At 65.5% G+C, this 22,942-nt stretch carries 23 protein-coding genes and 1 tRNA gene; 19 read left to right on the plus strand and 5 right to left on the minus strand.

Going from position 1 to position 22,942, the window contains the following annotated elements; all coding sequences use genetic code 11:
• Positions 1 to 85 precede the first annotated feature (85 nt).
• Together greA and WS57_RS24235 are read left to right on the plus strand one after the other, a co-directional pair.
• Positions 86 to 562 (plus strand): transcription elongation factor GreA, encoded by a 477-nt coding sequence (greA, locus tag WS57_RS24230; protein ID WP_006476345.1) that lies wholly within the window; start codon positions 86 to 88, stop codon positions 560 to 562.
• 14 nt (positions 563 to 576) lie between these two features.
• Positions 577 to 1,035, plus strand: a complete 459-nt coding sequence (locus WS57_RS24235; protein ID WP_040127095.1) for a DUF4149 domain-containing protein — start codon at positions 577 to 579, stop codon at positions 1,033 to 1,035.
• Positions 1,036 to 1,114: 79 nt separating this feature from the next.
• On the opposite strand, the gene WS57_RS24240 is transcribed toward WS57_RS24235, so the two are convergent.
• Positions 1,115 to 1,642 carry a YhbY family RNA-binding protein gene (locus WS57_RS24240; protein ID WP_059513553.1) on the minus strand — a complete coding sequence of 176 codons (528 nt, stop codon included), beginning with the start codon at positions 1,640 to 1,642 and terminating at the stop codon, positions 1,115 to 1,117.
• 194 nt (positions 1,643 to 1,836) lie between these two features.
• Here WS57_RS24240 and WS57_RS24245 point away from each other — a divergent pair, with 194 nt between their 5' ends.
• The 11 genes from WS57_RS24245 (at position 1,837) to phoR (ending at position 14,082) form a co-directional block, all read left to right on the plus strand.
• The gene (locus WS57_RS24245) at positions 1,837 to 2,499 is read left to right on the plus strand and encodes an RlmE family RNA methyltransferase (protein ID WP_040127097.1); all 663 of its coding nucleotides are present in this window, start codon (positions 1,837 to 1,839) and stop codon (positions 2,497 to 2,499) included.
• A 166-nt stretch (positions 2,500 to 2,665) separates the two neighbouring features.
• Entirely contained in the window at positions 2,666 to 4,561 is a 1,896-nt protein-coding gene (ftsH, locus tag WS57_RS24250) for an ATP-dependent zinc metalloprotease FtsH (protein WP_040127098.1), read from the plus strand.
• 67 nt (positions 4,562 to 4,628) lie between these two features.
• Positions 4,629 to 5,531 carry a dihydropteroate synthase gene (folP, locus tag WS57_RS24255; protein ID WP_409070486.1) on the plus strand — a complete coding sequence of 301 codons (903 nt, stop codon included), beginning with the start codon at positions 4,629 to 4,631 and terminating at the stop codon, positions 5,529 to 5,531.
• A 28-nt stretch (positions 5,532 to 5,559) separates the two neighbouring features.
• Complete coding sequence (gene glmM / locus WS57_RS24260) at positions 5,560 to 6,915, plus strand: phosphoglucosamine mutase (protein ID WP_040127100.1); 1,356 nt, start codon at positions 5,560 to 5,562, stop codon at positions 6,913 to 6,915.
• A 468-nt stretch (positions 6,916 to 7,383) separates the two neighbouring features.
• Positions 7,384 to 8,415 (plus strand): phosphate ABC transporter substrate-binding protein PstS, encoded by a 1,032-nt coding sequence (gene pstS / locus WS57_RS24265; RefSeq protein WP_069244933.1) that lies wholly within the window; start codon positions 7,384 to 7,386, stop codon positions 8,413 to 8,415.
• A gap of 94 nt (positions 8,416 to 8,509) precedes the next feature.
• Positions 8,510 to 9,496, plus strand: coding sequence for a phosphate ABC transporter permease PstC (gene pstC / locus WS57_RS24270; RefSeq protein ID WP_069244934.1), 987 nt, complete (start codon positions 8,510 to 8,512; stop codon positions 9,494 to 9,496).
• Positions 9,493 to 10,386, plus strand: a complete 894-nt coding sequence (pstA, locus tag WS57_RS24275) for a phosphate ABC transporter permease PstA (protein ID WP_069244935.1) — start codon at positions 9,493 to 9,495, stop codon at positions 10,384 to 10,386. The genes pstC and pstA overlap by 4 nt, the downstream gene beginning before the upstream one ends.
• A 15-nt stretch (positions 10,387 to 10,401) precedes the next feature.
• Positions 10,402 to 11,250 carry a phosphate ABC transporter ATP-binding protein PstB gene (pstB, locus tag WS57_RS24280; RefSeq protein WP_009691017.1) on the plus strand — a complete coding sequence of 283 codons (849 nt, stop codon included), beginning with the start codon at positions 10,402 to 10,404 and terminating at the stop codon, positions 11,248 to 11,250.
• Positions 11,251 to 11,268: 18 nt separating this feature from the next.
• Positions 11,269 to 11,973 (plus strand): phosphate signaling complex protein PhoU, encoded by a 705-nt coding sequence (phoU, locus tag WS57_RS24285; RefSeq protein WP_009691016.1) that lies wholly within the window; start codon positions 11,269 to 11,271, stop codon positions 11,971 to 11,973.
• Positions 11,974 to 12,003: 30 nt separating this feature from the next.
• A complete protein-coding gene (gene phoB, locus WS57_RS24290) occupies positions 12,004 to 12,705 on the plus strand; it encodes a phosphate regulon transcriptional regulator PhoB (RefSeq protein ID WP_009691015.1) in 702 nt (233 codons plus the stop codon).
• A gap of 57 nt (positions 12,706 to 12,762) precedes the next feature.
• Complete coding sequence (gene phoR / locus WS57_RS24295) at positions 12,763 to 14,082, plus strand: phosphate regulon sensor histidine kinase PhoR (RefSeq protein ID WP_009691014.1); 1,320 nt, start codon at positions 12,763 to 12,765, stop codon at positions 14,080 to 14,082.
• A gap of 108 nt (positions 14,083 to 14,190) precedes the next feature.
• Here the strand turns inward: phoR and ppk1 are convergent, their stop codons facing one another.
• Positions 14,191 to 16,254, minus strand: coding sequence for a polyphosphate kinase 1 (gene ppk1, locus WS57_RS24300; protein ID WP_059482489.1), 2,064 nt, complete (start codon positions 16,252 to 16,254; stop codon positions 14,191 to 14,193).
• Between the two features lie 278 nt (positions 16,255 to 16,532).
• Here ppk1 and ppx point away from each other — a divergent pair, with 278 nt between their 5' ends.
• Positions 16,533 to 18,047, plus strand: coding sequence for an exopolyphosphatase (ppx, locus tag WS57_RS24305; protein ID WP_069244936.1), 1,515 nt, complete (start codon positions 16,533 to 16,535; stop codon positions 18,045 to 18,047).
• A gap of 61 nt (positions 18,048 to 18,108) precedes the next feature.
• Here ppx and WS57_RS24310 read toward each other — a convergent pair whose 3' ends face one another.
• Positions 18,109 to 18,540, minus strand: coding sequence for a hypothetical protein (locus WS57_RS24310; protein WP_009691010.1), 432 nt, complete (start codon positions 18,538 to 18,540; stop codon positions 18,109 to 18,111).
• 244 nt (positions 18,541 to 18,784) lie between these two features.
• Between WS57_RS24310 and WS57_RS24315 the strand changes: the two genes are divergently transcribed.
• Positions 18,785 to 19,906 (plus strand): sensor histidine kinase, encoded by a 1,122-nt coding sequence (locus WS57_RS24315; protein WP_009691009.1) that lies wholly within the window; start codon positions 18,785 to 18,787, stop codon positions 19,904 to 19,906.
• Positions 19,907 to 19,947: 41 nt separating this feature from the next.
• Positions 19,948 to 20,343, plus strand: coding sequence for an immunity 50 family protein (locus tag WS57_RS24320; protein WP_059513300.1), 396 nt, complete (start codon positions 19,948 to 19,950; stop codon positions 20,341 to 20,343).
• Between the two features lie 202 nt (positions 20,344 to 20,545).
• Here the strand turns inward: WS57_RS24320 and WS57_RS24325 are convergent.
• Positions 20,546 to 20,622, minus strand: a tRNA-Pro gene (locus WS57_RS24325).
• Positions 20,623 to 20,771: 149 nt separating this feature from the next.
• Here WS57_RS24325 and sixA point away from each other — a divergent pair.
• Both sixA and WS57_RS24335 read left to right on the plus strand, forming a co-directional pair.
• A complete protein-coding gene (gene sixA / locus WS57_RS24330) occupies positions 20,772 to 21,233 on the plus strand; it encodes a phosphohistidine phosphatase SixA (protein ID WP_040127108.1) in 462 nt (153 codons plus the stop codon).
• Positions 21,234 to 21,382: 149 nt separating this feature from the next.
• Positions 21,383 to 22,189, plus strand: a complete 807-nt coding sequence (locus tag WS57_RS24335; RefSeq protein ID WP_009687383.1) for a GNAT family N-acetyltransferase — start codon at positions 21,383 to 21,385, stop codon at positions 22,187 to 22,189.
• Between the two features lie 232 nt (positions 22,190 to 22,421).
• Here the strand turns inward: WS57_RS24335 and WS57_RS37695 are convergent, their stop codons facing one another.
• Complete coding sequence (locus WS57_RS37695; protein ID WP_009687382.1) at positions 22,422 to 22,592, minus strand: hypothetical protein; 171 nt, start codon at positions 22,590 to 22,592, stop codon at positions 22,422 to 22,424.
• A gap of 135 nt (positions 22,593 to 22,727) precedes the next feature.
• Between WS57_RS37695 and WS57_RS37700 the strand changes: the two genes are divergently transcribed.
• Positions 22,728 to 22,901 (plus strand): hypothetical protein, encoded by a 174-nt coding sequence (locus WS57_RS37700; RefSeq protein ID WP_167361740.1) that lies wholly within the window; start codon positions 22,728 to 22,730, stop codon positions 22,899 to 22,901.
• The last annotated feature ends 41 nt before the right edge of the window (positions 22,902 to 22,942 follow it).

Genomic DNA, 22,942 nt, shown 5'->3' on the forward strand with positions numbered 1-22,942 from the left:
CGATTAGGCGGTGTTTCCGGTTCGCCGGAAATGCGCTTAATCGCGGTGATTTTTTTTATAGCCGTTTTTAGCGATTGAGCCGTTTATGAGCACCATTCCGTTGACAAAGCGTGGCGCAGAGCAACTGCGCGATGAATTGCAGCGCCTCAAGTCCGTCGAGCGGCCGGCCGTGATCAACGCGATCGCGGAGGCCCGCGCACAGGGCGATCTGTCCGAAAACGCCGAATACGACGCTGCGAAGGAAAAGCAGGGCTTTATCGAGGGCCGCATCGCGGAACTCGAATCGAAGCTGTCCGCTGCGCAGATCATCGATCCGACCGTCCTCGATGCGGACGGCCGCGTGGTGTTCGCCGCGACGGTCGAGCTCGAGGATCTCGAGTCGGGCGACACCGTCAAGTACCAGATCGTCGGCGACGACGAAGCCGATATCGACCACGGCCTGATCTCGGTCAGCTCGCCGATCGCGCGCGCGCTGATCGGCAAGTCCGAGGGCGACGTCGCGGCCGTGCAGGCGCCGAGCGGCGTGCGCGAGTACGAAATCATTTCCGTCAGCTACATCTGAAGCGGAGCGACGCAATGCCGCATCGCGTGTTCCGCCTGCTGTCGACCGTCTGGGTCGGCAGCCTGCTGACGATCGGGTATGCGGTCGCACCCGTGCTGTTCAAGACGCTCGAGCGGATGACGGCCGGTTCGGTTGCGGCCCAGCTGTTCCGCATCGAGGCGATCGTCGGCGTCGTGTGCGGCGTGCTGCTGCTCGCGCTGTCGAACCAGCAGGTGCGGCGCGGCGGCGACGAGTATCGCCGCGTGCGCTGGGTCGTCGCGGCGATGGTCGTCTGCGTGCTGATCGGCTATTTCGCGCTGCAGCCGTTCATGAACGCGCTGCGGGTGGCCGCGATGGAAGCGGGCACCGATATCGCGAACTCGCCGTATGCGAGCCGCTTCGGGATGCTGCACGGCGTCTCGAGCCTGTTCTACCTGGTCGAGAGCGTGCTGGGGCTGATGCTGATCTGGCGTCTGCCGGCGCGCGACGCGTAAGCGTCTCGACGCCGCGCGGGCCGGCTGGCGCCGGGCCCGCGACGGGCAGGGCGGCACGGAAGGCCCGTGCCGTTCGCGATCACTTGTCCTGGAACGGGCGCTTCGCGCTGGCCTGGCGCTTTTTCGCGCGCTTCACGTTGCCGCCTGCCGTCACGCGCTCGTTGCCGCGCACGACGACCTTGGTCGGCTTCGGGCGGCGCACCGGGCTCGCGTTCGGCGACACCTTGACGACCTTGACGGTGCGCGGTGCGCGGCCTTTCTTGTCGTCGGCGGCTTCGGCCGCGCTCGGCAGCGCGCCGGCACGGCGGCCGCGGGCCGGGGTCGCCACGGCGGCCTCGGGCTTCCAGATCACGAGCAGCTTGCCGATGTGCTGGATCGGTGCGGCGCCCAGGCGGTCGCAGATCTCGTCGTAGATCGCGATGCGCGTGTCGCGCTCGTCGCCGAACACGCGGATCTTGATCAGCTGGTGCGCGTCGAGGTGCACCTTGATTTCCTTCAGCACGGCGTCGGTCAGCCCTTCGGCGCCGATCAGCACGACGGGCTTGAGCGCATGGGCCTGGGAGCGCAGCGCGGAGCGCTCGGCGGGGGAAAGCGAAAGGGCGGGCATGGAAATGTCGAAATCTAAATAAGGGCGCGTTGCACGAAAAGCGCAGGCGGAGCAGTTACCGCATCAGCCGCGCGCCGAAACCACGTAAAATCGCGGCTTGGGCCCGAAACGGGGCCGCAGCCGCGCGAAGAAGACGCGTATTATCCGCCAAAAGCGCGGCTTCACGAAGCAAATGGCAGCAATCTCTCTCTCGAATGGCAAAAAACCGCTTTAACCAGCACTGGCTGCACGATCACATCAACGACCCGTACGTCAAAATGGCGCAGCGGGAGGGCTATCGCGCGCGCGCCGCGTACAAGCTGAAGGAAATCGACGAGCAGGACAAGCTGATCCGTCCGGGCCAGGTGATCGTCGACCTCGGCGCCGCGCCGGGCAGCTGGAGCCAGTATGCCCGCAACAAGCTCGCGCAGGGCAAGAAGCGCGACGCGGTGCGCGAAGGCGGGATCGACGGCACGATCGTCGCGCTCGACATGCTGCCGATGGAGCCGATCGCCGACGTGCACTTCATCCAGGGCGACTTCCGCGAGGACGAGGTGCTGCATCAGCTCGAGGACGTGCTCGAAGGCCGCCCGGTAGACCTTGTTATTTCCGACATGGCCCCCAACCTGTCGGGCGTGGCGTCGGCGGATGCGGCGCGCATCGAGCACGTGTGCGATCTGGCGCTCGAATTCGCGCAGAATCATCTGAAGCCGGACGGCGCGCTGCTCGTGAAGTGCTTTCACGGCAGCGGCTACAGCCAGATCGTCGAGAAGTTCAAGCAGCAGTTTAAGGTCGTCGCACCACGCAAGCCCAAGGCGTCCCGCGACAAATCGTCCGAAACGTTCATTTTGGGTCGGCATCTGAAGCATCCGCAGTAACGCGGAGCACGGAGCCGCAAACGGGCTCCGGCCCTTGCCAGACAAGCGAATCGCTATCGCGACGGTTGTCAATGCTTATGGCGGGGGTGGTCGGACTGGATTAGAATGACCGAGGAGCGCCGCAAGGAAAATGTAGGCGCTCGTCTACGAGTGAAGGAGTGGTGCTTTGAACAACAATATGTTTTCGAAGGCAGCAGTGTGGCTGGTGATCGCACTGGTGCTGTTTACGGTGTTCAAGCAGTTCGACAAGCCCCGCGTCCAGGAAGGCGTGTCCTATTCGCAGTTCATGGACGACGCCAAGAACGGCAAGGTCAAGAACGTCATCGTTCAGGGGCGCAACCTCACCGTCACTCCGGCTGATGGCCAGAAATACCAGATCGTGTCGCCCGGCGACATCTGGATGGTCGGCGATCTGATGAAGTACGGCGTGCAGGTCAGCGGCAAGGCCGACGACGAGCCGAACGCACTGATGTCCGCACTGTACTACCTCGGGCCGACGATCCTGATCATCGTGTTCTGGTTCTACATGATGAGGCAGATGCAGGGAGGCGGCAAAGGCGGCGCATTCTCGTTCGGGAAGTCGCGCGCGCGGCTGATCGACGAGAACAACAACGCGGTGAACTTCTCCGACGTCGCGGGCTGCGACGAGGCGAAGGAGGAAGTGTCCGAACTGGTCGACTTCCTGCGCGATCCGCAGAAATTCCAGAAGCTCGGCGGCCGGATTCCGCGCGGCGTGCTGCTCGTCGGCCCGCCGGGGACCGGTAAGACGCTGCTTGCCCGCGCGATCGCGGGTGAAGCGAAGGTGCCGTTCTTCAGCATCTCGGGTTCGGACTTCGTCGAAATGTTCGTCGGCGTCGGCGCGGCCCGTGTGCGCGACATGTTCGAGCAGGCGAAGAAGCATGCGCCGTGCATCGTGTTCATCGACGAAATCGACGCGGTCGGTCGCCATCGCGGCGCCGGCATGGGCGGCGGCAACGACGAGCGCGAGCAGACGCTGAACCAGATGCTCGTCGAGATGGACGGCTTCGAAGCGAACTCGGGCGTGATCGTGATCGCCGCGACCAACCGTTCGGACGTGCTCGACAAGGCGCTGCTGCGTCCGGGCCGTTTCGACCGCCAGGTCTATGTCGGCCTGCCGGACATCCGCGGCCGCGAGCAGATCATGCGCGTGCACCTGCGCAAGGTGCCGATCGCGAACGACGTCGATGCGGCGGTCATCGCGCGCGGCACGCCGGGCTTCTCGGGCGCCGATCTCGCGAACCTCGTGAACGAGGCGGCACTCTTTGCCGCGCGTCGCGGCAAGCGGATCGTCGAGATGCAGGATTTCGAGGACGCGAAGGACAAGATCTTCATGGGTCCGGAGCGCAAGTCGGCCGTGATCCGCGAGGAAGCGAAGCGCGCGACGGCATACCACGAGTCGGGCCATGCGGTGATCGCGAAGCTGCTGCCGAAGGCCGATCCGGTGCACAAGGTCACGATCATTCCGCGCGGCCGTGCGCTGGGCGTCACGTGGCAGTTGCCGGAGCATGACAACGAGACGTACTCGAAGGACTACCTGCTCGACCGTCTGGCGATCCTGTTCGGCGGCCGCGTGGCCGAGGAACTGTTCCTGAACCTGATCAGCACCGGCGCGTCGGACGACTTCAACAAGGCGACGCAGACGGCGCGTGCGATGGTGGCCCGTTTCGGCATGACCGACGCGCTCGGGCCGATGGTCTACGTCGACGACGAGAACGACGGCGGTCCGTTCGGCCGCGGCTTCACGCGCACGATCTCGGAAGCGACGCAGCAGAAGGTCGACGCGGAAATCCGCCGCGTGCTCGACGAGCAGTACGGGCTGGCCCGTCGCCTGCTCGAGGAGAACCGCGACAAGGTCGAGGCAATGACGGCCGCGCTGATGGAGTGGGAGACGATCGACGCCGATCAGATCAACGACATCATGGAAGGGCGTCCGCCGCGTTCGCCGAAGTCGCCTGCCGTCGGCAGCGACCCGTCGTCGGGTGGCGGCAGCAGCGCCGAGGTCAAGCCCGGCAACGCTCCGGCGCCTGCTTCGCCGGTATAAACTCCGCTTTAGTTCCGTTCACGGGCTGGTGTGACTCCACACCGGCCCGTTTTGCATTCATCCAAGCCTGCCGCTCGTGTCCGATTTCACCGTTTTCCCGCCTGTTCCCGCGCTGCTGCGATGCGGCCGTTTCACGCTGACGTTCGAACGCCCGCTCGTGATGGGCATCCTCAACGCGACGCCCGACTCGTTCTCCGACGGCGGTCGCTTTCTCGCGCGCGACGACGCGCTGCGACAGGCCGAGCGGATGATCGCCGAAGGCGCCGACATCCTCGACATCGGCGGCGAATCGACGCGCCCGGGCGCACCACCGGTGCCGCTCGACGAGGAGCTTGCGCGCGTGATCCCGCTCGTCGAGGCGCTGCGGCCGCTGAACGTGCCGCTGTCGATCGATACCTACAAGCCGGCCGTGATGCGTGCGTCGCTCGCCGCCGGCGCCGATCTGATCAACGACATCTGGGGGTTCCGGCAGCCGGGCGCGATCGACGCGGTGCGCGACGGCGACAGCGGGCTGTGCGCGATGCACATGCTCGGCGAGCCGCAGACGATGCAGGTCGGCGAACCGGATTACGGCGACGTCGTGACCGACGTGCGCGAGTTTCTGGCGGCGCGCGCGCAGGCGCTGCGCGACGCGGGCGTCGCGCCGGAGCGGATCTGCGTGGACCCCGGTTTCGGCTTCGGCAAGGCCGTGATCGACGACAACTATGCGCTGCTGGCCGCGCTGCCCGACACGGCGCCCGCGCGGCCCGACGGGCGCGCGTATCCGATCCTCGCGGGCATGTCGCGCAAGTCGATGCTCGGTGCGGTGATCGGCGGCAAGCCGCCGATGGAGCGCGTCGCGGCGAGCGTCGCGGCCGCGTTGTGCGCGGTCGGGCGCGGCGCCGCGATCGTGCGCGTGCACGACGTCGCGGCGACGGTCGATGCGCTGAAAGTATGGAAGGCCGTGCGCGACGCCGCGCGGCAACGGTAAGTCAGAAGACGAAGGAGGAAGAATCACCATGGGACGTCGATATTTCGGCACGGACGGCATTCGCGGCACGGTGGGCGAGGCCCCGATCACGCCCGATTTCGTGTTGCGTCTCGGTTATGCAGCCGGCAAGGTGCTGGCCGGTGCGGCGGAGGTTGCGACCGGCGCGCGGCCGACCGTGCTGATCGGCAAGGACACGCGCGTGTCGGGCTACATGCTCGAGGCCGCGCTCGAGGCCGGTTTCTCGGCGGCGGGCGTCGACGTGATGCTGGCCGGCCCGATGCCGACGCCGGGCGTCGCGTACCTGACGCGCGCGCTGCGCCTGTCGGCCGGCGTCGTGATCAGCGCATCGCATAACCCGTATCAGGACAACGGCATCAAGTTCTTCTCGGCGGACGGCAACAAGCTGCCGGACGACACCGAGGCCGAGATCGAAGCGTGGCTCGACAAGCCGCTCGAATGCGCGCCGTCGGACCGGCTCGGCAAGGCGCGCCGCCTCGACGATGCGGCCGGCCGCTACATCGAATTCTGCAAGAGCACGTTCCCGGCCACCTTTGACCTGCGCGGGCTGAAGCTGGTGGTCGACTGCGCACACGGCGCCGCATACCAGGTCGCGCCGCACGTGTTCCACGAGCTCGGCGCGGAGGTGATGCCGATCGGCGTCGCGCCGAACGGCTTCAACATCAACGACGGCGTCGGCGCCACCGCGCCCGATGCGCTGGTGCGCGCGGTGCGCGCGAACCATGCCGACCTCGGCATCGCGCTCGACGGCGACGCGGACCGCCTGCAGCTCGTCGACGCGACGGGCCGGCTGTACAACGGCGACGAGCTGCTGTACGTGCTCGTCAAGGACCGCATCGCGACCGACGGCAAGGTCGAAGGCGCGGTCGGCACGCTGATGACCAACCTCGCGGTCGAGGTTGCGCTGCAGCGCGCCGGCGTGAAGTTCGTCCGCGCGGCGGTCGGCGATCGCTACGTGCTCGAACAGTTGCGCGAGCACGGCTGGCAGCTCGGCGCGGAGGGCTCGGGCCATATCCTGTCGCTCGACCGGCATTCGACCGGCGACGGCATCGTGTCCGCGCTGCTCGTGCTGGCTGCGCTCAAGCGCAGCGGCAAGACGCTCGCGCAGATGCTCGACGGCGTGACGCTGTTCCCGCAGAAGCTGATCAACGTGCGGATGAAGCCGGACGCCGACTGGAAGGGCAGTGCGTCGATCCGCGCGGCGATCGACGCGGCCGAGGCGGCGCTGGCCGACAGCGGGCGCGTGCTGATCCGCGCGTCGGGCACCGAGCCCGTGTTGCGCGTGATGGTCGAGGCGCAGCACGCGGCCGATGCGAGCCGCCACGCGGAGGCGATCGCCGAAGCCGTGCGCGCGGCGACCGCCTGAGCGCGGCGGCACCGTGACGCGCGGGTTGCGCGTCGAGGGTGCTGCCGATCGGTGCATCCAGAGAAGCGGCGCCCGAGGGCGCCGCTTTTCATGTGCCAGAATCATGAGCGCCGGGGGCGGGCGCGTCGCGGTTTCGCAGCGGCGCCGCGCGCGGCGGCGGCAGGCTGGCTGCGCGCTCGTTTCCGACCCCGGTTACGCCTGCTCGCACGGGGCGGCGCAGCAATGTCTCGCCGATGTCCGGTGCGACGCGGCGGCGCCCGCGCCTGCAATCTTGCGCCGCTTCCTGCCTTCACGGATCGGCAATTTTTGCCGCCTCGCGCAGCACGATACTGCCTCCCCGTACGCCGCTATACCCTTTCAACCAGTCATGTTACTGTCACGCCAGTTTCATCGATTGTCACATTACCGTCATGAGCAGCCCCTAACCTTCGCGGTGCCGTAGTCATCCGCTCACACACTGGAGGTCTCATGAAATTGATGCAAACCGCGATTGCCGGCCTGGCTGGCGCGCTTTTCGCCGTTGCCGCGCACGCTGCCGACATCACGGGGGCAGGCAGCACGTTCGCAATGCCGATCTACACGAAATGGGCTGCCGACTACCAGCAGTCCGGCGGCGCGAAGATCAACTACCAGGGTATCGGCTCGTCGGGCGGCCTGAAGCAGATCATCGCGAAGACGGTCGATTTTGCCGGTTCGGACGCGCCGCTGAAGGACGACGAACTCGCGAAGGAAGGCCTGTTCCAGTTCCCGACGGTGGTCGGCGGCGTGGTGCCGGTCGTCAACGTGCCGGGTGTGAAGGCCGGCGAACTGACGCTGTCGGGCCCGGTGCTCGGCGACATCTACCTCGGCAAGATCAAGAAGTGGAACGACCCGGCGATCGCCGCGCTGAACCCGAAGGTCAAGCTGCCGGATACGGACATCGCCGTGGTGCGCCGCGCTGACGGTTCGGGCACCAGCTTCATCTGGACGAACTACCTGTCGAAGGTCAACGGCGAGTGGAAGTCGAAGATCGGCGAAGGCACGACGGTCAACTGGCCGACGGGCACGGGCGGCAAGGGCAACGATGGCGTCGCGGCCTTCGTGCAGCGCCTGCCGGGCGCGATCGGCTACGTCGAGTGGGCGTACGCGAAGAAGAACAACATGGTCTACACGGCCCTGAAGAACTCGTCGGGCGCCGTCGTCGAGCCGAAGACCGAAACGTTCAAGGCCGCAGCCGCCAGCGCGAACTGGTCGAAGTCGTTCTACCAGATCCTGACGGACGAGCCGGGCAAGGACGCATGGCCGGTCGTCGGTGCGACGTTCGTGCTGCTGCACGCGAAGCAGGACAAGCCGGCGCAGGGCACGGAAACGCTGAAGTTCTTCGACTGGGCGTTCAAGAACGGCGAGAAGGCGGCCGACAGCCTCGACTACATCTCGCTGCCGTCGGCAGTCACGGCCGAGATCCGCAAGCAGTGGAAGACGAAGGTGACGGACGCATCGGGCAAGCCGATCGCCGAGTAAGCTTTGCAGCGGTTCGCTGCCCGGCCGTACCGGCCGGGCAGTGTGTGCGGTAAGGCCGGGCGTTACGGCGCCCGGCGATCAAAAGCAGGCACCCATGTCTGATATTTCATACGTGTCTTCCCGGTCCGCCGACGGTGCGTCGCAACGCGCACCCGGCCGTCTCGGCGACATCCTGTTCGGCGGCCTTGCACGGCTCGCCGCCATCGTGACCCTGCTGCTGCTCGGCGGGATCATCGTTTCCCTGATCATCGCGTCGATGCCGACCATCCAGAAGTTCGGCCTCGGCTTTCTGTGGCAATCCGAGTGGGATCCCAACTCGGACGTCTACGGCGCGCTCGTGCCGATCTACGGCACGCTCGTGACGTCGGTCATCGCGCTCGTCATCGCGGTGCCGGTCAGCTTCGGCATCGCGCTGTTCCTGACCGAACTGTCGCCCGTGTGGCTGCGCCGCCCGCTCGGCATCGCGATCGAACTGCTCGCTGCGATTCCGTCGATCGTGTACGGCATGTGGGGGCTGCTGGTGTTCGCGCCGATCTTCGCCGAATACTTCCAGAAGCCGCTCGGCCGCCTGTTCGAGAACGTATGGATTCTCGGCCCGCTGACCGCCGGCCCGCCGATCGGCATCGGCATTCTGGCCGCCGGCGTGATTCTCGCGATCATGATCATCCCGTACATCGCGTCGGTGATGCGCGACGTGTTCGAAGTCACGCCGGTGCTGCTGAAGGAGTCGGCGTACCGGATCGGCTGCACGACCTGGGAAGTGATGTGGAAGGTCGTGCTGCCCTACACGAAGACCGGCGTGATCGGCGGCGTGATGCTCGGCCTCGGCCGCGCGCTCGGCGAAACGATGGCCGTGACCTTCGTGATCGGCAACACGAACCTGCTCGACAGCGTGTCGCTGTTCGCGCCGGGCAACAGCATCACGTCGGCGCTCGCGAACGAATTCGCGGAAGCGCAGCCGGGCCTGCACACGTCCGCGCTGATGGAGCTGGGCCTGATCCTGTTCGTGATCACCTTCATCGTGCTGGCCATCTCCAAACTGCTGCTGCTGCGTCTCGAGAAGGGAGAGGGCAAGAAATGAGCGAGCCCATCATGAATTTTCCGGGGCCGGACGGCGCCGCGCTCGAAGCGATGCGCACGCGCCTGCAGCGCAAGCGCAAGGTGACCAACGCGATCGCACTGACCGCGTCGCTCGGCGCGATGGCCTTCGGCCTGCTGTGGCTCGTCTGGATCCTGTACACGACGCTGCACCTGGGCATCGGCGGCCTGTCGCTGCAGCTGTTCACGGAATCGACGCCGCCGCCGAACACCGAAGGCGGCGGTCTCGCCAACGCGATCGTCGGCAGCCTGCTGCTGTGCGGCTTCGGCACGCTGATCGGCACGCCAATCGGCATTCTCGCCGGCGTCTATCTCGCCGAATACGGCCAGAAGAACGTGCTCGCGAGCACGATCCGCTTCATCAACGACATCCTGCTGTCGGCGCCGTCGATCGTGGTAGGCCTGTTCGTGTATGCGCTGGTCGTCGCGAAGTCGGGCCGCTTCTCGGGCTGGGCCGGCGTCATCGCGCTCGCGCTGCTGCAGATCCCGATCGTGATCCGCACGACCGAGAACATGCTGAAGCTGGTGCCGAACGCGCTGCGCGAAGCGGCGGTCGCGCTCGGCACGCCGAAGTGGCGGATGGTGCTGAAGATCACGCTGCGCGCGTCGCTCGGCGGGATCGTGACGGGCGTGCTGCTCGCGGTTGCGCGGATCGCCGGCGAAACGGCGCCGCTGCTGTTCACCGCGCTGTCGAATCAGTTCTTCTCGGCCGACATGAGCCAGCCGATGGCGAACCTGCCCGTCACGATCTTCAAGTTCGCGATGAGCCCGTTCGCGGAATGGCAGTCGCTCGCATGGGCGGGCGTGTTCCTGATCACGCTCGGGGTGCTCGGACTCAACATCCTGGCGCGTACGATCTTCTCGAAAAAGTAACGGCGGAGCAATCCGATGAATATGGCAGAAAGCCACCTGAATCCAGTCGAGCGCGCTGCTGCGCCCGCCGGCTCGCACGATGCGGCGAACGGTCGCCCGCTTGCGCCGCTGAACGCGAAGATCGAGGTCAACAACCTCAACTTCTTCTACAACAAGTTCCATGCGCTGAAGAACATCAACCTGCGCATTCCGGACGGCAAGGTGACCGCGTTCATCGGCCCGTCGGGCTGCGGCAAGTCGACGCTGCTGCGCACGTTCAACAAGATGTTCGCGCTCTATCCGGAGCAGCGCGCCGAAGGCGAAATCCTGATGGACGGCGAGAACCTGCTGACGACCAAGCGCGACATCTCGCTACTGCGCGCGCGCATCGGCATGGTGTTCCAGAAGCCGACCCCGTTCCCGATGTCGATCTACGACAACATCGCGTTCGGCGTGAAGATGTTCGAGAAGTTGACGCGCTCGGAGATGGACGACCGCGTCGAATGGGCGTTGACCAAGGCGGCGCTGTGGAGCGAGGTGAAGGACAAGCTGGGCCAGAGCGGCTACGGCCTGTCGGGCGGCCAGCAGCAGCGTCTGTGCATCGCGCGCGGCATCGCGATCCGTCCCGAAGTGCTGCTGCTCGACGAGCCGTGCTCGGCGCTCGATCCGATCTCGACGGGCCGCATCGAGGAGCTGATCGCCGAGCTCAAGAGCGACTACACGGTCGTGATCGTCACGCACAACATGCAGCAGGCGGCGCGTTGCTCGGACTACACGGCCTATATGTACCTGGGCGAGCTGATCGAGTTCGGTGAGACCGAAAAGATCTTCATCAAGCCGGTGCGCAAGGAAACGGAAGACTACATCACCGGCCGCTTCGGCTGATGACGGAGAACAACAGCCATGTCGGATAAACATTTGTCGAGCCAGTTCGACGCCGATCTCAACGCGGTGTCGTCGAAGGTGCTGGAGATGGGCGGGCTCGTCGAGTCGCAGATCGTCGGCGCGATGCACGCGCTCAACGAATTCGACCGCGATGCGGCCGAACGCGTGATCGCGGCCGAGGAGACCCTGAACGCGATGGAAGTCGACATCGACCAGGAGTGCGGCAACATCATCGCGCTGAGGCAGCCCGCCGCGCGCGACCTGCGTCTTTTGATGTCGATTTCGAAAACGATTACGAACCTCGAGCGCGCCGGCGACGAAGCCGAGAAGATCGCCAAGCGCGTGCGCCGCCTCGTCGACGAACCGGCCGCGCGTGCGGTCAACATCGCCGAGATCAAGGTGTCGGGCGAGATGGCGGTGACGATCCTGCGCCGCGCACTCGACGCGTTCGCGCGTCTCGATACGGTGGCCGCCGCGCAGATCGTCAAGGACGACAAGGAGATCGACCAGGAATTCCGCGCGTTCGTGCGCAAGCTCGTGTCGTACATGCAGGAAGACCCGCGCACGATCTCGGTCGGTCTCGAATACCTGTTCATCGCGAAGGCGATCGAACGGATCGGCGACCACGCGAAGAACATCGCCGAATTCATCATCTACATCGTGAAGGGCACCGACGTGCGGCACCAGCCGCGCGACTTGCTCGATCGCGAAGCCAACAGTTAACGCGACTACGTCAGGAAGAAAGAGGTGCCGATGCCCAGCAACATTCTCGTCGTTGAAGATGAGCCCGCGATTTCCGAACTGATCTCGGTGAATCTCCAGCATGCCGGCCACTGCCCGATCCGCGCCTACAACGCGGAACAGGCGCAGAACCTGATCAGCGACGTGCTGCCCGATCTCGTGCTGCTCGACTGGATGCTGCCGGGCAAGTCCGGCATCGCGTTCGCGCGCGACCTGCGCAACAACGAGCGGACCAAGCACATCCCGATCATCATGCTGACCGCACGCGGCGACGAGCAGGACAAGGTGCTCGGGCTCGAGATCGGCGCGGACGACTACGTGACCAAGCCGTTCTCGCCGAAGGAGCTGATGGCGCGCATCAAGGCCGTGCTGCGCCGCCGCGCGCCGCAGCTGACCGAGGACGTCGTGTCGATCAACGGGCTGCGTCTCGACCCGGCCACGCACCGCGTCGCCGCGCATACGGACGGCAGCGAGATCAAGCTCGATCTCGGCCCGACCGAGTTCCGCCTGCTGCATTTCTTCATGACGCATCCGGAGCGCGTGCACAGCCGCACGCAGCTGCTCGACCAGGTGTGGGGCGATCACGTGTTCGTCGAGGAGCGCACGGTCGACGTGCATATCAAACGATTGCGCGCGGCCTTGAAACCGGCCGGCTGCGATGCGATGATCGAGACCGTGCGCGGCAGCGGCTATCGGCTCGCCAAGCACGCGTAACGCAGTCGGACGTGCCGTGTGCCACGGCATGCCGTTCATTCTTTCGGACGCTGAATCATGAACATCATCTGGGCGCGCTTTCTGGTGTCGCTCGTGCTGCTCGTGCTGATCAGCGTACTGGTCGGCGTGTTCGCCGGCCCGGCCGCGGGGCTCGGCTTCGCGGTCGTGATGCTGGTCGTGCAGGGCTTTTTCAGTACGTTCCATACGCAGCGGCTGTGGCGCCTGCTCGATGCGCCCGTCTACGGCGAGGTGCCGAGCGCGCCGGGCATCTGGGGCGAGATCTACTACCGGCTGCACAAGCTCGCGAAGCAGTGGCATGCGCAGGTGCGGCAGGTCGAGCAGCAGCATTCGCGCTTCATCCAGGCGATCCAGGCCTCGCCGAACGGTGTCGCGATGCTCGACGATCACGACCAGATCGAGTGGTGCAACGCGATCGCCGAAGTGCACTTCGGTCTCGACGCGAAGCGCGACCTGCGCCAGCACATCACCAACCTCGTGCGTCATCCGGATTTCGTCCGCTACCTGAACTCGCAGCATTACGACGAAACGCTGGTGATGCGCGGGATGGGCGGCGCGCGCCAGAACGTGCTGGCCGTGCAGGTGTTCCCCTACGGCGAGAACCGCAAGCTGCTGCTCACGCAGGACATCACCGAGCTCGAGCGCACCGACGCGATGCGCCGCGACTTCGTCGCGAACGTGTCGCACGAGCTGAAGACGCCGCTTACCGTGCTGTCGGGCTTTCTCGAGACGATGCGCGAGCTGCCGCTGAACGAGGAGGACCGCGCGCGCTATCTCGATATGATGGAGCAGCAGGCGTCGCGGATGCGGCACATCGTCACCGACCTGCTGGTGCTCGCGAAGCTCGAGGGCGAGAGCAAGCCGCCGCTCGATCGCGCGATCGACATGCGCGCGGTGTTCGACCATCTGAAGGAAGATGCGCAGACGCTGTCGAACGGTCATCACGACATTTCGTTCGAAATCGACGAGACGCTCGGCGTGACCGGTGCGCAGACCGAAGTGTTCAGCGCGTTCGCGAATCTCGTGACCAATGCGATCCGCTATACGCCGGACGGCGGGAAGATCTGCGTGTCGTGGCGGCGCGAGGGCGCGCAGGGCGTGTTCTCCGTGACCGACAGCGGCTTCGGCATTCCGGCGGCCGACCTGCCGCGGCTGACCGAGCGCTTCTATCGTGTCGATCGCAGCCGCTCGCGCGATACGGGCGGCACCGGTCTCGGGCTCGCGATCGTCAAGCACGTGCTGCAGCGGCACGATGCGCATCTGTACGTGCAGAGCGAGGAAGGGCGCGGCAGCACGTTCACCGCGCGCTTCCCGGCATCGCGGATCATCGCGATCCGGCCGGCGGCGTTCGAGGCGTGATCGGAGGCGGTGACGCGCGCCGCCGCTCCTCGGCGATGAGGTGAAACAAAAAACGCAGCCACGTCGGCTGCGTTTTCTGTTTCGGGCGACGCGCGCCGTGCGCGTGCGTCACGAGCAGAACTTCGCCAGCAGCCCGAGTTGCGCGTTGCGGACCGTCTTGCCGGCGCGGCGTCGACGATAGTGGCCGTCGCTGTGCATCTGCCATGCCGACTGGTTGTCGCCGAGGCAGACCGACAGGCCCTCGGCGATCACGCGGCGCTTGAGCTTGCGCTCGCGGACCGGGAACGCGACCTCGACGCGGCGGAACAGGTTGCGATCCATCCAGTCCGCGCTCGACAGATAGACTTCTTCCGCGCCGTCCGCATGGAAGTAGTAGATCCGGTGGTGTTCGAGGAAGCGGCCGACGATCGAGCGCACCGTGATGTTTTCCGACAGCCCCGGCACGCCGGGCTTCAGCGCGCAGACGCCGCGCACGATCAGGTCGACCTTGACGCCGGCCTGCGACGCTTCGTACAGCGCCGCGATCACCGACGGCTCCAGCAGCGCGTTCATCTTCGCGACCACGCGGGCGCGCTTGCCGGCGCGCGCGTTGTCGATCTCCGCGCGAATCGAGTCGATGATGCGCGGATGCAGCGTGAACGGCGACTGCCACAGCTCGTGCAGCGACAGCTCGCCGCCGATGCCGGTCAGCTGCTGGAACACGTGGTGGACGTCCTCGCAGATCTTCTGGTCGGCCGTCATCAGCCCGAAGTCGGTATAGAGGCGTGCGGTGCGCGGATGATAGTTGCCGGTGCCGAGGTGCACGTAGCGGCGCAGCGACGTGGTGCCGCCCTGCACGACGCGGCGCACGATCAGCATCATCTTCGCGTGGCACTTGTGGCCGACGACGCCGTACACGACGTGCGCGCCGACCGCTTCGAGCTGCGACGCCCAGTTGATGTTGGTTTCCTCGTCGAAGCGCGCGAGCAGTTCGACGACGACGGTCACTTCCTTGCCGTTGCGCGCCGCTTCCATCAGCGCATCCATCAGCGGCGAGTCGGTGCCGGTGCGATAGATCGTCTGCTTGATCGCGACGACGCTCGGATCGCGTGCGGCCTGCTGCAGCAGTTCAAGCACCGGCTGGAAGCTCTCGTACGGATGGTGCAGCAGGATGTCGCCGTCGTCGATCGCGTCGAACATCGTCGGCGCGTTGGCGATCACGGCCGGGATCGACGCGGTAAACGGCGCGAACTTCAGGTCCGGGCGATCGACCAGATCGGGGATCTGCATCAGGCGCACGAGATTCACGGAACCGATCACGCGATAACAGTCCTTCTCGCCGATGCCGCTTTCCTCCAGCAGGCGCCGCACGATGTGCTGCGGCGTGTCGGCCGACACTTCGAGCCGCACCGCGTTGCCGAGGTGGCGCGCGGGCAGTTCGCCCTGCAGCGCGACGCGCAGGTTCGTGATTTCGTCCTCGTCGACGAACAGCTCGCTGTTGCGCGTGATGCGAAACTGGTTGCAGCTTTTCACGACGAGCTGCGGGAACAGCTCGCCGACGAAGCGCTGCATGAACGAGCTCAGCAGCACGAAGCCGTGCTCGAAGCCCGACAGCGCCTGCGGCATGCGCACGACGCGCGGCAGCGCGCGCGGCGCCTGCACGATGCCCATCACGGCCTGGCGGCCGAACGCGTCGCGGCCTTCGAGTTCGACGACGAAGTTCAGGCTCTTGTTCAGCACGCGCGGGAACGGGTGCGCGGGATCGAGGCCGATCGGCGTCAGCACGGGCAGCAGCTCGTCGAGGAAATAGCGGCGCGCCCATTCGAGCTGCGCGTCGTTCCACGAGTCGCTGTTGTGGAAGTAGATGCCTTCCTGTTCGAGGGCCGGCAGCACGGTTTCGTGCAGCATCGTGTACTGGCGGTGCACGAGCCGCTGTGCGCGCTCGACGACCAGGTCGTATGCGTGTTGCAGCGACATGCCGTCGGGTGTCATTGCGCCGGGATTGTCGCGGAGCTGCTCCTGAAGGCCCGCCATCCGGACTTCGAAGAATTCGTCGAGATTGCTGCTGGTGATGCAGATGAAGCGCAGGCGCTCGAGCAACGGGACTTGCGGGTCGGCTGCCTGGGCCAGCACGCGCTCGTTGAATCCGAGGATGCCGAGTTCACGATTGAGAAGCGGATAACGGACGGACATCGGCAGGATAGGGGGTAAGTCAGGCGCTGTTTCGAAAGGACGCTCGGAAACTCTCACGATACGATGACATGCTGATGACAATCGGGAATTTATAGCAGCAAATTCTAAGCCTGGAGCCTTTCATTTCATAAATGTTTTGGCGATATACAATCTCGCAATGTGCATGTTTTGCAAGCGTGACATCCGAAAGCGTTCCACGCTTAAAATACCGGCTTTGATCGACCGCTTCGCGGGCCCGCCCGGGCGCCGCGAATGAATGCGCACGGAGCCTCCTTCTGATGGTTACAACCCCCCACCTGCTGGCTGCCGTGGATCTCGGCTCGAACAGCTTCCGGCTGATCGTCGGTCGCGTCGAGGAGACGCCGGCGGGCAGCCAGATCTACCCGGTCGATGCGCTGCGCGAGCCGGTTCGACTGGCCGCCGGCCTGTCGAGCGACAAGATGCTCGACCGCGCGTCGCAGGAGCGTGGCTGGGAGGCGCTGAAGCGGTTCGGCGAGCGCCTGCGCGACTTCCACCCCGATCACGTGCGCGCGGTGGCGACCAACACGCTGCGCGTCGCGAAGAACGCCGGCGAGTTTCTCGGCGAGGCCGAGGCGGCGCTCGGTTTCCCGATCGAAGTGATCGCCGGGCGCGAAGAGGCGCGCCTGATCTATGCGGGCGCCGCGCACTCGGTGCCGGCCAGCGCCGGCAAGCGGCTCGTCGTCGACATCGGCGGCGGCTCGACCGAATTCATCATCGGCTCGCACTACACGCCGATCGTGATGGAGAGCCTCTATATCGGCTGCGTGAGCCATAGCCGCGCATTCTTCCCGGCCGGCAACGTCGACGAATACACGATGCGACAGGCCGAGCTCGCGGCGAAGCGCGAAATCCAGATCATTTCGAGCGAATACAAGAAGGCAGGCTGGGACCAGGCGATCGGTTCGTCGGGCACCGCGCGCGCGCTCGCGGAACTCGTCGAGGCGAACGGCTTCAACGATCCGGGCGTCACGCACGGTATCTCGCGCGGCGGCCTCGAACGTCTGAAGCGTGCGCTGATCAAGTCCGAGAACGTGAACCGGCTGAAGCTGATCGCGCTGAAGCCCGATCGCGTGCCGGTGCTCGTGGGCGGTCTCGCGATCATGCTCGCGGTGTTCGAGGAACTCGGCGTCGACTATGTCGACACGACCGACGGCGCGCTGCGTCTGGGCGTGCTGTACGACCTGCTGGGCCGCACGCAGCACGAGGACATGCGCGCGGTGACCGTCGAGGGCTTCTCGCGCCGCTACGGCGTCGATCGCCCGCAGGCCGAGCGGATCGCCGCGCTCGCGGTGCGTTTCTACGACCAGCTCGAGGAATCCGACGACGAGCGTCGCGAGGAGTGCCGGATGTTCCTCGGCTGGGCCGCGGCATTGCACGAGATCGGCCTGTCGATTTCGCACAGCGCGTATCACAAGCATTCGGCGTATATCGCGAGCAACGCGGACATGCCGGGTTTTTCGCGCACCGACCAGGCGCGCCTTGCTGCGCTCGTGCTCGGTCATGCGGGCAAGCTCGGCAAGCTGTCGCAGGCGCGCGACGTCGAGTGGCCGCTGCTGTTCTGCCTGCGGCTCGCCGCGCTGCTGTGCCGGCGCCGCACCGATGCCGGGCTGCCGGACATTGCGGTGTCGCAGATGAAGAAAGGTGGATATGAGGTTCGCCTGCCTAGCGCCTGGGTCGAACAGAACCCGCTGACGGACTACAGCCTCAGCCAGGAGGCGGCCGAGTGGGAGAAGGTCGGCATTCCGTATCGCGTGGTTTACACGGGCGCGTGATTGCGCCGGATGGCATTGCGCGGCGCACCGCACGGGTGCGCCGTGAGTGTCGGGCGGTCGTTCAGTCCGACGAACAGACGATCGCGGTCAGGAACGGGAACGCCTGCTTGACCGTCGCGTCGCTGCCGGCCTTGCGCACGGCTTCCTCCACCGCGGACTTCGTGCCGCGCACCACGACACCGTAAGCCCAGTCGCCGATCGGCTTGCCGTCGCCCTCGCGGAAGATCGGGTCGTTCGCCTGGTAGCCGAGCACGACGTAGACGCCGAATCCGTAGGCCGTCAGCGAGCGGGCCGTGCGGAATGCGTTGACCGAGTTCGATTCGACATGCATCGGTTCCGGCTGAATGTCGCCGGCGGCGAGCAGCGGCGCGACGAACTTGTGGCCGTTCGAATGGCAGTCGAGCGCGTCGTCGAGCGACTTGGCCGATGCGGCGCTGGAGGCCGCGAGGGCGAGCAGCGCGCCGCAGAGGGCGGTTCGGGTGTGGGTTTTCATGCGATTTCGCGAGGTTGAAACGATATTATCGCGTTTTCTCGTTTATTCGGATGTTAGCTTTCGGCAGTGGTTCGGGTCGGATCGTGAAACTGCCGGGCCGTCCGTTGCTTCATGTCGTCGGCGGCAGGGCGCGGGCGGGGAGGAGGTTCCGCATTCCGTGTAGTGGCGCACGGACGCCGGTCATTGCGTGATATCGTCCGGTACGACAGCAGCATCCACCGTTCATTCAGTGACGAGGAGCGACATGCGCCTAGCCGATTTCATCGTTCGGAACATGGAGCAGATCCTGGTGCAGTGGGAAGCGTTTGCCGCCACGCTGTTGCCCGCTGCGAAGAGCATGGATTCGTATGGACTGCGCGACCACGCGCGTCAGATCCTGGAGGCCGTGGCCAAGGACATCAGCACGCCGCAAACCAGGGATGAGCAGCGCGAAAAGTCCCTCGGACGCGCGCCCGAACCGGCGAGCGCCAGCGATACGGCCGCGCAGACGCACGCCGTCCTGCGCGCCCGGCGCGGCTTCAACATCAATCAGCTGGCAGCCGAATATCGCGCGCTGCGCGCCAGTGTGCTGCGTTTGTGGATCGACGAGTGCCAGCCGAGCCCGCCTCATCTGGACGACATGATTCGCTTCAACGAGGCGATAGATCAGGCGCTTGCGGAATCGGTCGCTTTCTTCACCGAACAGGTCGAGCAGGCACGCAACCTGCTGCTGGGCATGCTGGGTCACGACATGCGCACGCCGCTGCAGACGATCCAGGTCACGGCAACCTATCTTGCCGCGCTCAATGCGGGCGAGGACGTATCGGAGGCCGCTGGCCGGCTGATCAGAAGCGGTGGTCGGATGCAGGGCCTGCTCGACGATCTGTGCGACTTCAATCGGACCCAGCTCGGGCTCGGCATCAATGTCTCGCCCCGCCATGTCGATCTCGCTCCGGTGATCGCCAATGTGGTGGACGAATTGCGGACCGCGCATCCCGATCGCGAGATCAATGTCGAGATAGTCGGCGATTTGCGGGGCGACTGGGATGATCAGCGCATGCAGCAGTTGCTGAGTAATCTGGTGACCAACGCGGTCAAGTATGGAGCGCCCGAGACACCGATACGGGTGTCGGCGGCATCGACTGGCAAGGAAGTGCTCATCGAGGTCGGCAACCGCGGGCCAGCCATCGATCCGGTCATGCTCGACCATATCTTCGATCCGCTTCGACGCGGCGCCGATCAGCCGGAAAAAAGCGGCGACGAGGTCGGGCTGGGGCTCGGGTTGTTCATCGCCAGTGAGATCGCCAAGGCACATCACGGCCGGATCGATGCGCGATCGGATCAGACGGAAACGGTGTTTGCGGTGCGCTTGCCGAGAAGAGGGTGAGGGGCTTTGCGGACCCTGGTATTCGATCGCTCGAACAAGAAATGAGCCTGATACAGCGGATCATGAATCCGCAAGCGCTCACTGCGCTCTATGGGAGCGATGTGCCGCTCGATGGTGCCGAGATCGTCGAAGTTCGACTCGGGCGGGACGAACCTCGACTGTCGGTGAGAATCATGACTGCCCGGAAGCCGTTGTCTCCGCCCAACCGATGGCCGACAGACTATGACGTCGTCTATTTGAGTTTGTCATTTATCGGTGCTTCCGACCTCTCGCTCGAAGGGTGGGGGCGTGACAACGTTATTGCGACGTTTTCATCGACCGTCACCGACAATGGCATGTCGATAACGATCCATTGCAGGGAAGGCGTGTCGATCGCGCTGAAGTGCGACTGGGTTCGCGTAGAGGGAGTCGCATACGGCTATCTGGGTGGCGGCTGACGTGTGCAAATACGCGCCGGATTCCAGCTAAACGGATGCCGTGAGTGCTCGGTAAAATGGAAGTCCGTTTAACGGGAAAGATGCCCGTTCCGACATGGATCTACATTGATGCATGTGACGCGAATCGGGCGACCTGATCGTCGCGGGAGGCGGGAAATGGAAAAGGGGTTACAGGAAAATTCCTGTAACCCCTTGATTCCTTTGGTCGGAGCGAAAGGATTCGAACCTTCGACCCTCTGATCCCAAATCAGATGCGCTACCAGGCTGCGCTACGCTCCGACGAGCCAGAGATTCTATCGTCTAATTACCCGCCCGGTCAATCGCGTTATGCGCACGACGTGCCACCGCAGCGACGACCGTGTCATCGAACATCGCATGGACCCGGTGCAGGCGTACCATCGCCCGTCCGGATCGACAGGAGACGAACCATGATGAACCTGATCCTCTGGCGCCACGCCGAAGCCGAAGACTACGCATCCAGCGATCTCGCGCGCCAGCTGACCTCCCGCGGCCGCAAGGACGCACAGGCAATGGCCAAATGGCTGCGCGGGCGTCTCGAGACGAACAGCGTGATCCTCGCCAGCCCGGCGGCGCGCACCGTGCAGACCGTCGAGGCGCTGACCGACCAGTACCGGACCGTCGACGCGCTCGCGCCGGACGCAAGCGTCGACGACGTGCTGGCGGCCGCCGGCTGGCCCGACGGCATCGCGCCCACGGTCGTGATCGTCGGCCACCAGCCGACGCTCGGCAGCGTGGCCGCGCGGCTGATCGCCGGCAGCGACGACAGCTGGAGCATCAAGAAGGGCGGAATCGTATGGCTCGCGAGCCGCACGCGCGACGGCAGCAAGCAGGCGGTGTTGCGCGCGCTGCTGTCGCCTGAATTGATTTGAAGGGTTTGATCATACGGTTCCGCAAGCTTTCTGCTAAAGTCAATTCGGCGACACGTCATTGAACGGACATGGTCGTGCCACATAACGGTCATGGCTGGTTACTACATTGGCGGGCATGTCGTCCTATTCCTTACGACCAGGAAAGCCTAATGCGAGAACTGCCGACGCCTACGCTCCCTTTTGCCTCGCTGCCCCTCGATTCGACGCGGCGTCATCTGCCGCGCGCTGCTGAAACCGTCACCTCGGAATACCGCCTGCGCGCCGCGTGGGCGCGCACGGAAGACGAACTGCGCGAAGCCCAGCGCCTGCGCTACAGCGTATTCGCCGAAGAGATGGGCGCGCAGGTCAGCGGTCCCGCCGGTCTCGACGTCGATCCGTTCGATGCGTATTGCGACCATCTGCTGGTTCGCGATCTCGATACGCTGAAGGTCGTCGGCACGTACCGCGTGCTGCCGCCGCACGAGGCGGCGCGTGTCGGCCGCCTGTACGCGGAAGGCGAGTTCGACCTGTCGCGCCTGACGCACCTGCGCGGCAAGATGGTCGAGGTCGGCCGTTCGTGCGTGCACAGCGACTACCGCAGCGGTGCCGTCATCATGGCGCTGTGGGGCGGTCTGGGCGCCTACATGATGCAGAACGGCTACGAGACGATGCTCGGCTGCGCGAGCGTGTCGATGGCCGACGGCGGGCACTACGCGGCGAACCTGTACCAGTCGCTGCCGGCCAGCGCGCTGACGGCAACCGAATACCGCGCGTTTCCGCACACGGCGCTGCCGGTCGACGAACTGCAGACGGGCACCGTCGTCGCGCCGCCGCCGCTGATCAAGGGCTACCTGCGGCTCGGCGCGAAGATCTGCGGCGCACCGGCCTGGGATCCCGACTTCAACTGCGCGGATTTCCTCACGCTGTTCCGTCTGTCCGACATCAACGCGCGCTACGCGCGGCATTTCCTCGGCTGAACGGCCTGAATCGCGTTGCGTCCGTCACAGGCGCGCGCAAGCGAACGCCGTCGTGCGGCTGCCTGCCGCGCGACGGCGTTCGTGTATTCGGACGAGGTTGAAGGACCCGCTATCGGTCCCCGTTAATCGGCGAGACATGCGCCGGCCCCTGTGCCGGGGTGGGCACGTCCGGTGGCGGCCCGCCGCGGAAAGCGGGCCGGGACTCGCGCGGGGCGGCCAGCCTAGCGATTTGCTAGTGCTTGCGTCGCCAGTCGAGCAAGTGGTGTTCGGCCATCCAGTGGTGGATCATCCCTTCGCCGCCGTGGCTGCGCTTGTATTCGCGCGATTCGAAGTACGACAGCGCGGCGAGCACCATCAGACCGATGAACAGGCCAATCAGGCCGGCAATTTCCTCAGACGACATGGCAGCCTCCTTTCTACGGCACAGCGCCATGCGTACATATTAGGACATGCGCCGCCGGACCCCGAAACCGGAATTCCGCTAGACTCGCGCGGTCGTGGCGCGCGGTGGGCGCGCCGTTTTCCGGAGCGATACCCGATGACCCGTTTCATGCTGGCCGTGCTGGCTGCATCTCTTCTCGCCGGCTGCGCGAGCGACCCCCGTCAGGCCCGTCGCGGCCATCCGCCGGAAGATCCGGCCGACTACCATGGCGTGCCGACCGACATGACGCCGCCGTCGATGCTCACCGAGCCGCCGCCGGCTGCACAGTAAGGGCCGGGCCGAATGCCGGGCGCTCGCCCGGGCATCGGCGG

The sequence above is a fragment of the Burkholderia pseudomultivorans genome (assembly GCF_001718415.1).
Taxonomy (GTDB): domain Bacteria; phylum Pseudomonadota; class Gammaproteobacteria; order Burkholderiales; family Burkholderiaceae; genus Burkholderia; species Burkholderia pseudomultivorans_A.

Bases quoted from the DNA above. Each gene is read 5' to 3' on its own strand.
- greA (WP_006476345.1), top strand. From the start codon at position 86: ATGAGCACCATTCCGTTGACAAAGCGTGGCGCAGAGCAACTGCGCGAT.
- WS57_RS24235 (WP_040127095.1), top strand. From the start codon at position 577: ATGCCGCATCGCGTGTTCCGCCTGCTGTCGACCGTCTGGGTCGGCAGC.
- WS57_RS24240 (WP_059513553.1), bottom strand. From the start codon at position 1,642: ATGCCCGCCCTTTCGCTTTCCCCCGCCGAGCGCTCCGCGCTGCGCTCC.
- WS57_RS24245 (WP_040127097.1), top strand. From the start codon at position 1,837: ATGGCAAAAAACCGCTTTAACCAGCACTGGCTGCACGATCACATCAAC.
- glmM (WP_040127100.1), top strand. From the start codon at position 5,560: ATGGGACGTCGATATTTCGGCACGGACGGCATTCGCGGCACGGTGGGC.
- pstS (WP_069244933.1), top strand. From the start codon at position 7,384: ATGAAATTGATGCAAACCGCGATTGCCGGCCTGGCTGGCGCGCTTTTC.
- pstC (WP_069244934.1), top strand. From the start codon at position 8,510: ATGTCTGATATTTCATACGTGTCTTCCCGGTCCGCCGACGGTGCGTCG.
- pstA (WP_069244935.1), top strand. From the start codon at position 9,493: ATGAGCGAGCCCATCATGAATTTTCCGGGGCCGGACGGCGCCGCGCTC.
- pstB (WP_009691017.1), top strand. From the start codon at position 10,402: ATGAATATGGCAGAAAGCCACCTGAATCCAGTCGAGCGCGCTGCTGCG.
- phoU (WP_009691016.1), top strand. From the start codon at position 11,269: ATGTCGGATAAACATTTGTCGAGCCAGTTCGACGCCGATCTCAACGCG.
- phoB (WP_009691015.1), top strand. From the start codon at position 12,004: ATGCCCAGCAACATTCTCGTCGTTGAAGATGAGCCCGCGATTTCCGAA.
- phoR (WP_009691014.1), top strand. From the start codon at position 12,763: ATGAACATCATCTGGGCGCGCTTTCTGGTGTCGCTCGTGCTGCTCGTG.
- ppk1 (WP_059482489.1), bottom strand. From the start codon at position 16,254: ATGTCCGTCCGTTATCCGCTTCTCAATCGTGAACTCGGCATCCTCGGA.
- ppx (WP_069244936.1), top strand. From the start codon at position 16,533: ATGGTTACAACCCCCCACCTGCTGGCTGCCGTGGATCTCGGCTCGAAC.
- WS57_RS24310 (WP_009691010.1), bottom strand. From the start codon at position 18,540: ATGAAAACCCACACCCGAACCGCCCTCTGCGGCGCGCTGCTCGCCCTC.
- WS57_RS24315 (WP_009691009.1), top strand. From the start codon at position 18,785: ATGCGCCTAGCCGATTTCATCGTTCGGAACATGGAGCAGATCCTGGTG.
- WS57_RS24320 (WP_059513300.1), top strand. From the start codon at position 19,948: ATGAGCCTGATACAGCGGATCATGAATCCGCAAGCGCTCACTGCGCTC.
- sixA (WP_040127108.1), top strand. From the start codon at position 20,772: ATGATGAACCTGATCCTCTGGCGCCACGCCGAAGCCGAAGACTACGCA.
- WS57_RS24335 (WP_009687383.1), top strand. From the start codon at position 21,383: ATGCGAGAACTGCCGACGCCTACGCTCCCTTTTGCCTCGCTGCCCCTC.
- WS57_RS37695 (WP_009687382.1), bottom strand. From the start codon at position 22,592: ATGTCGTCTGAGGAAATTGCCGGCCTGATTGGCCTGTTCATCGGTCTG.
- WS57_RS37700 (WP_167361740.1), top strand. From the start codon at position 22,728: ATGACCCGTTTCATGCTGGCCGTGCTGGCTGCATCTCTTCTCGCCGGC.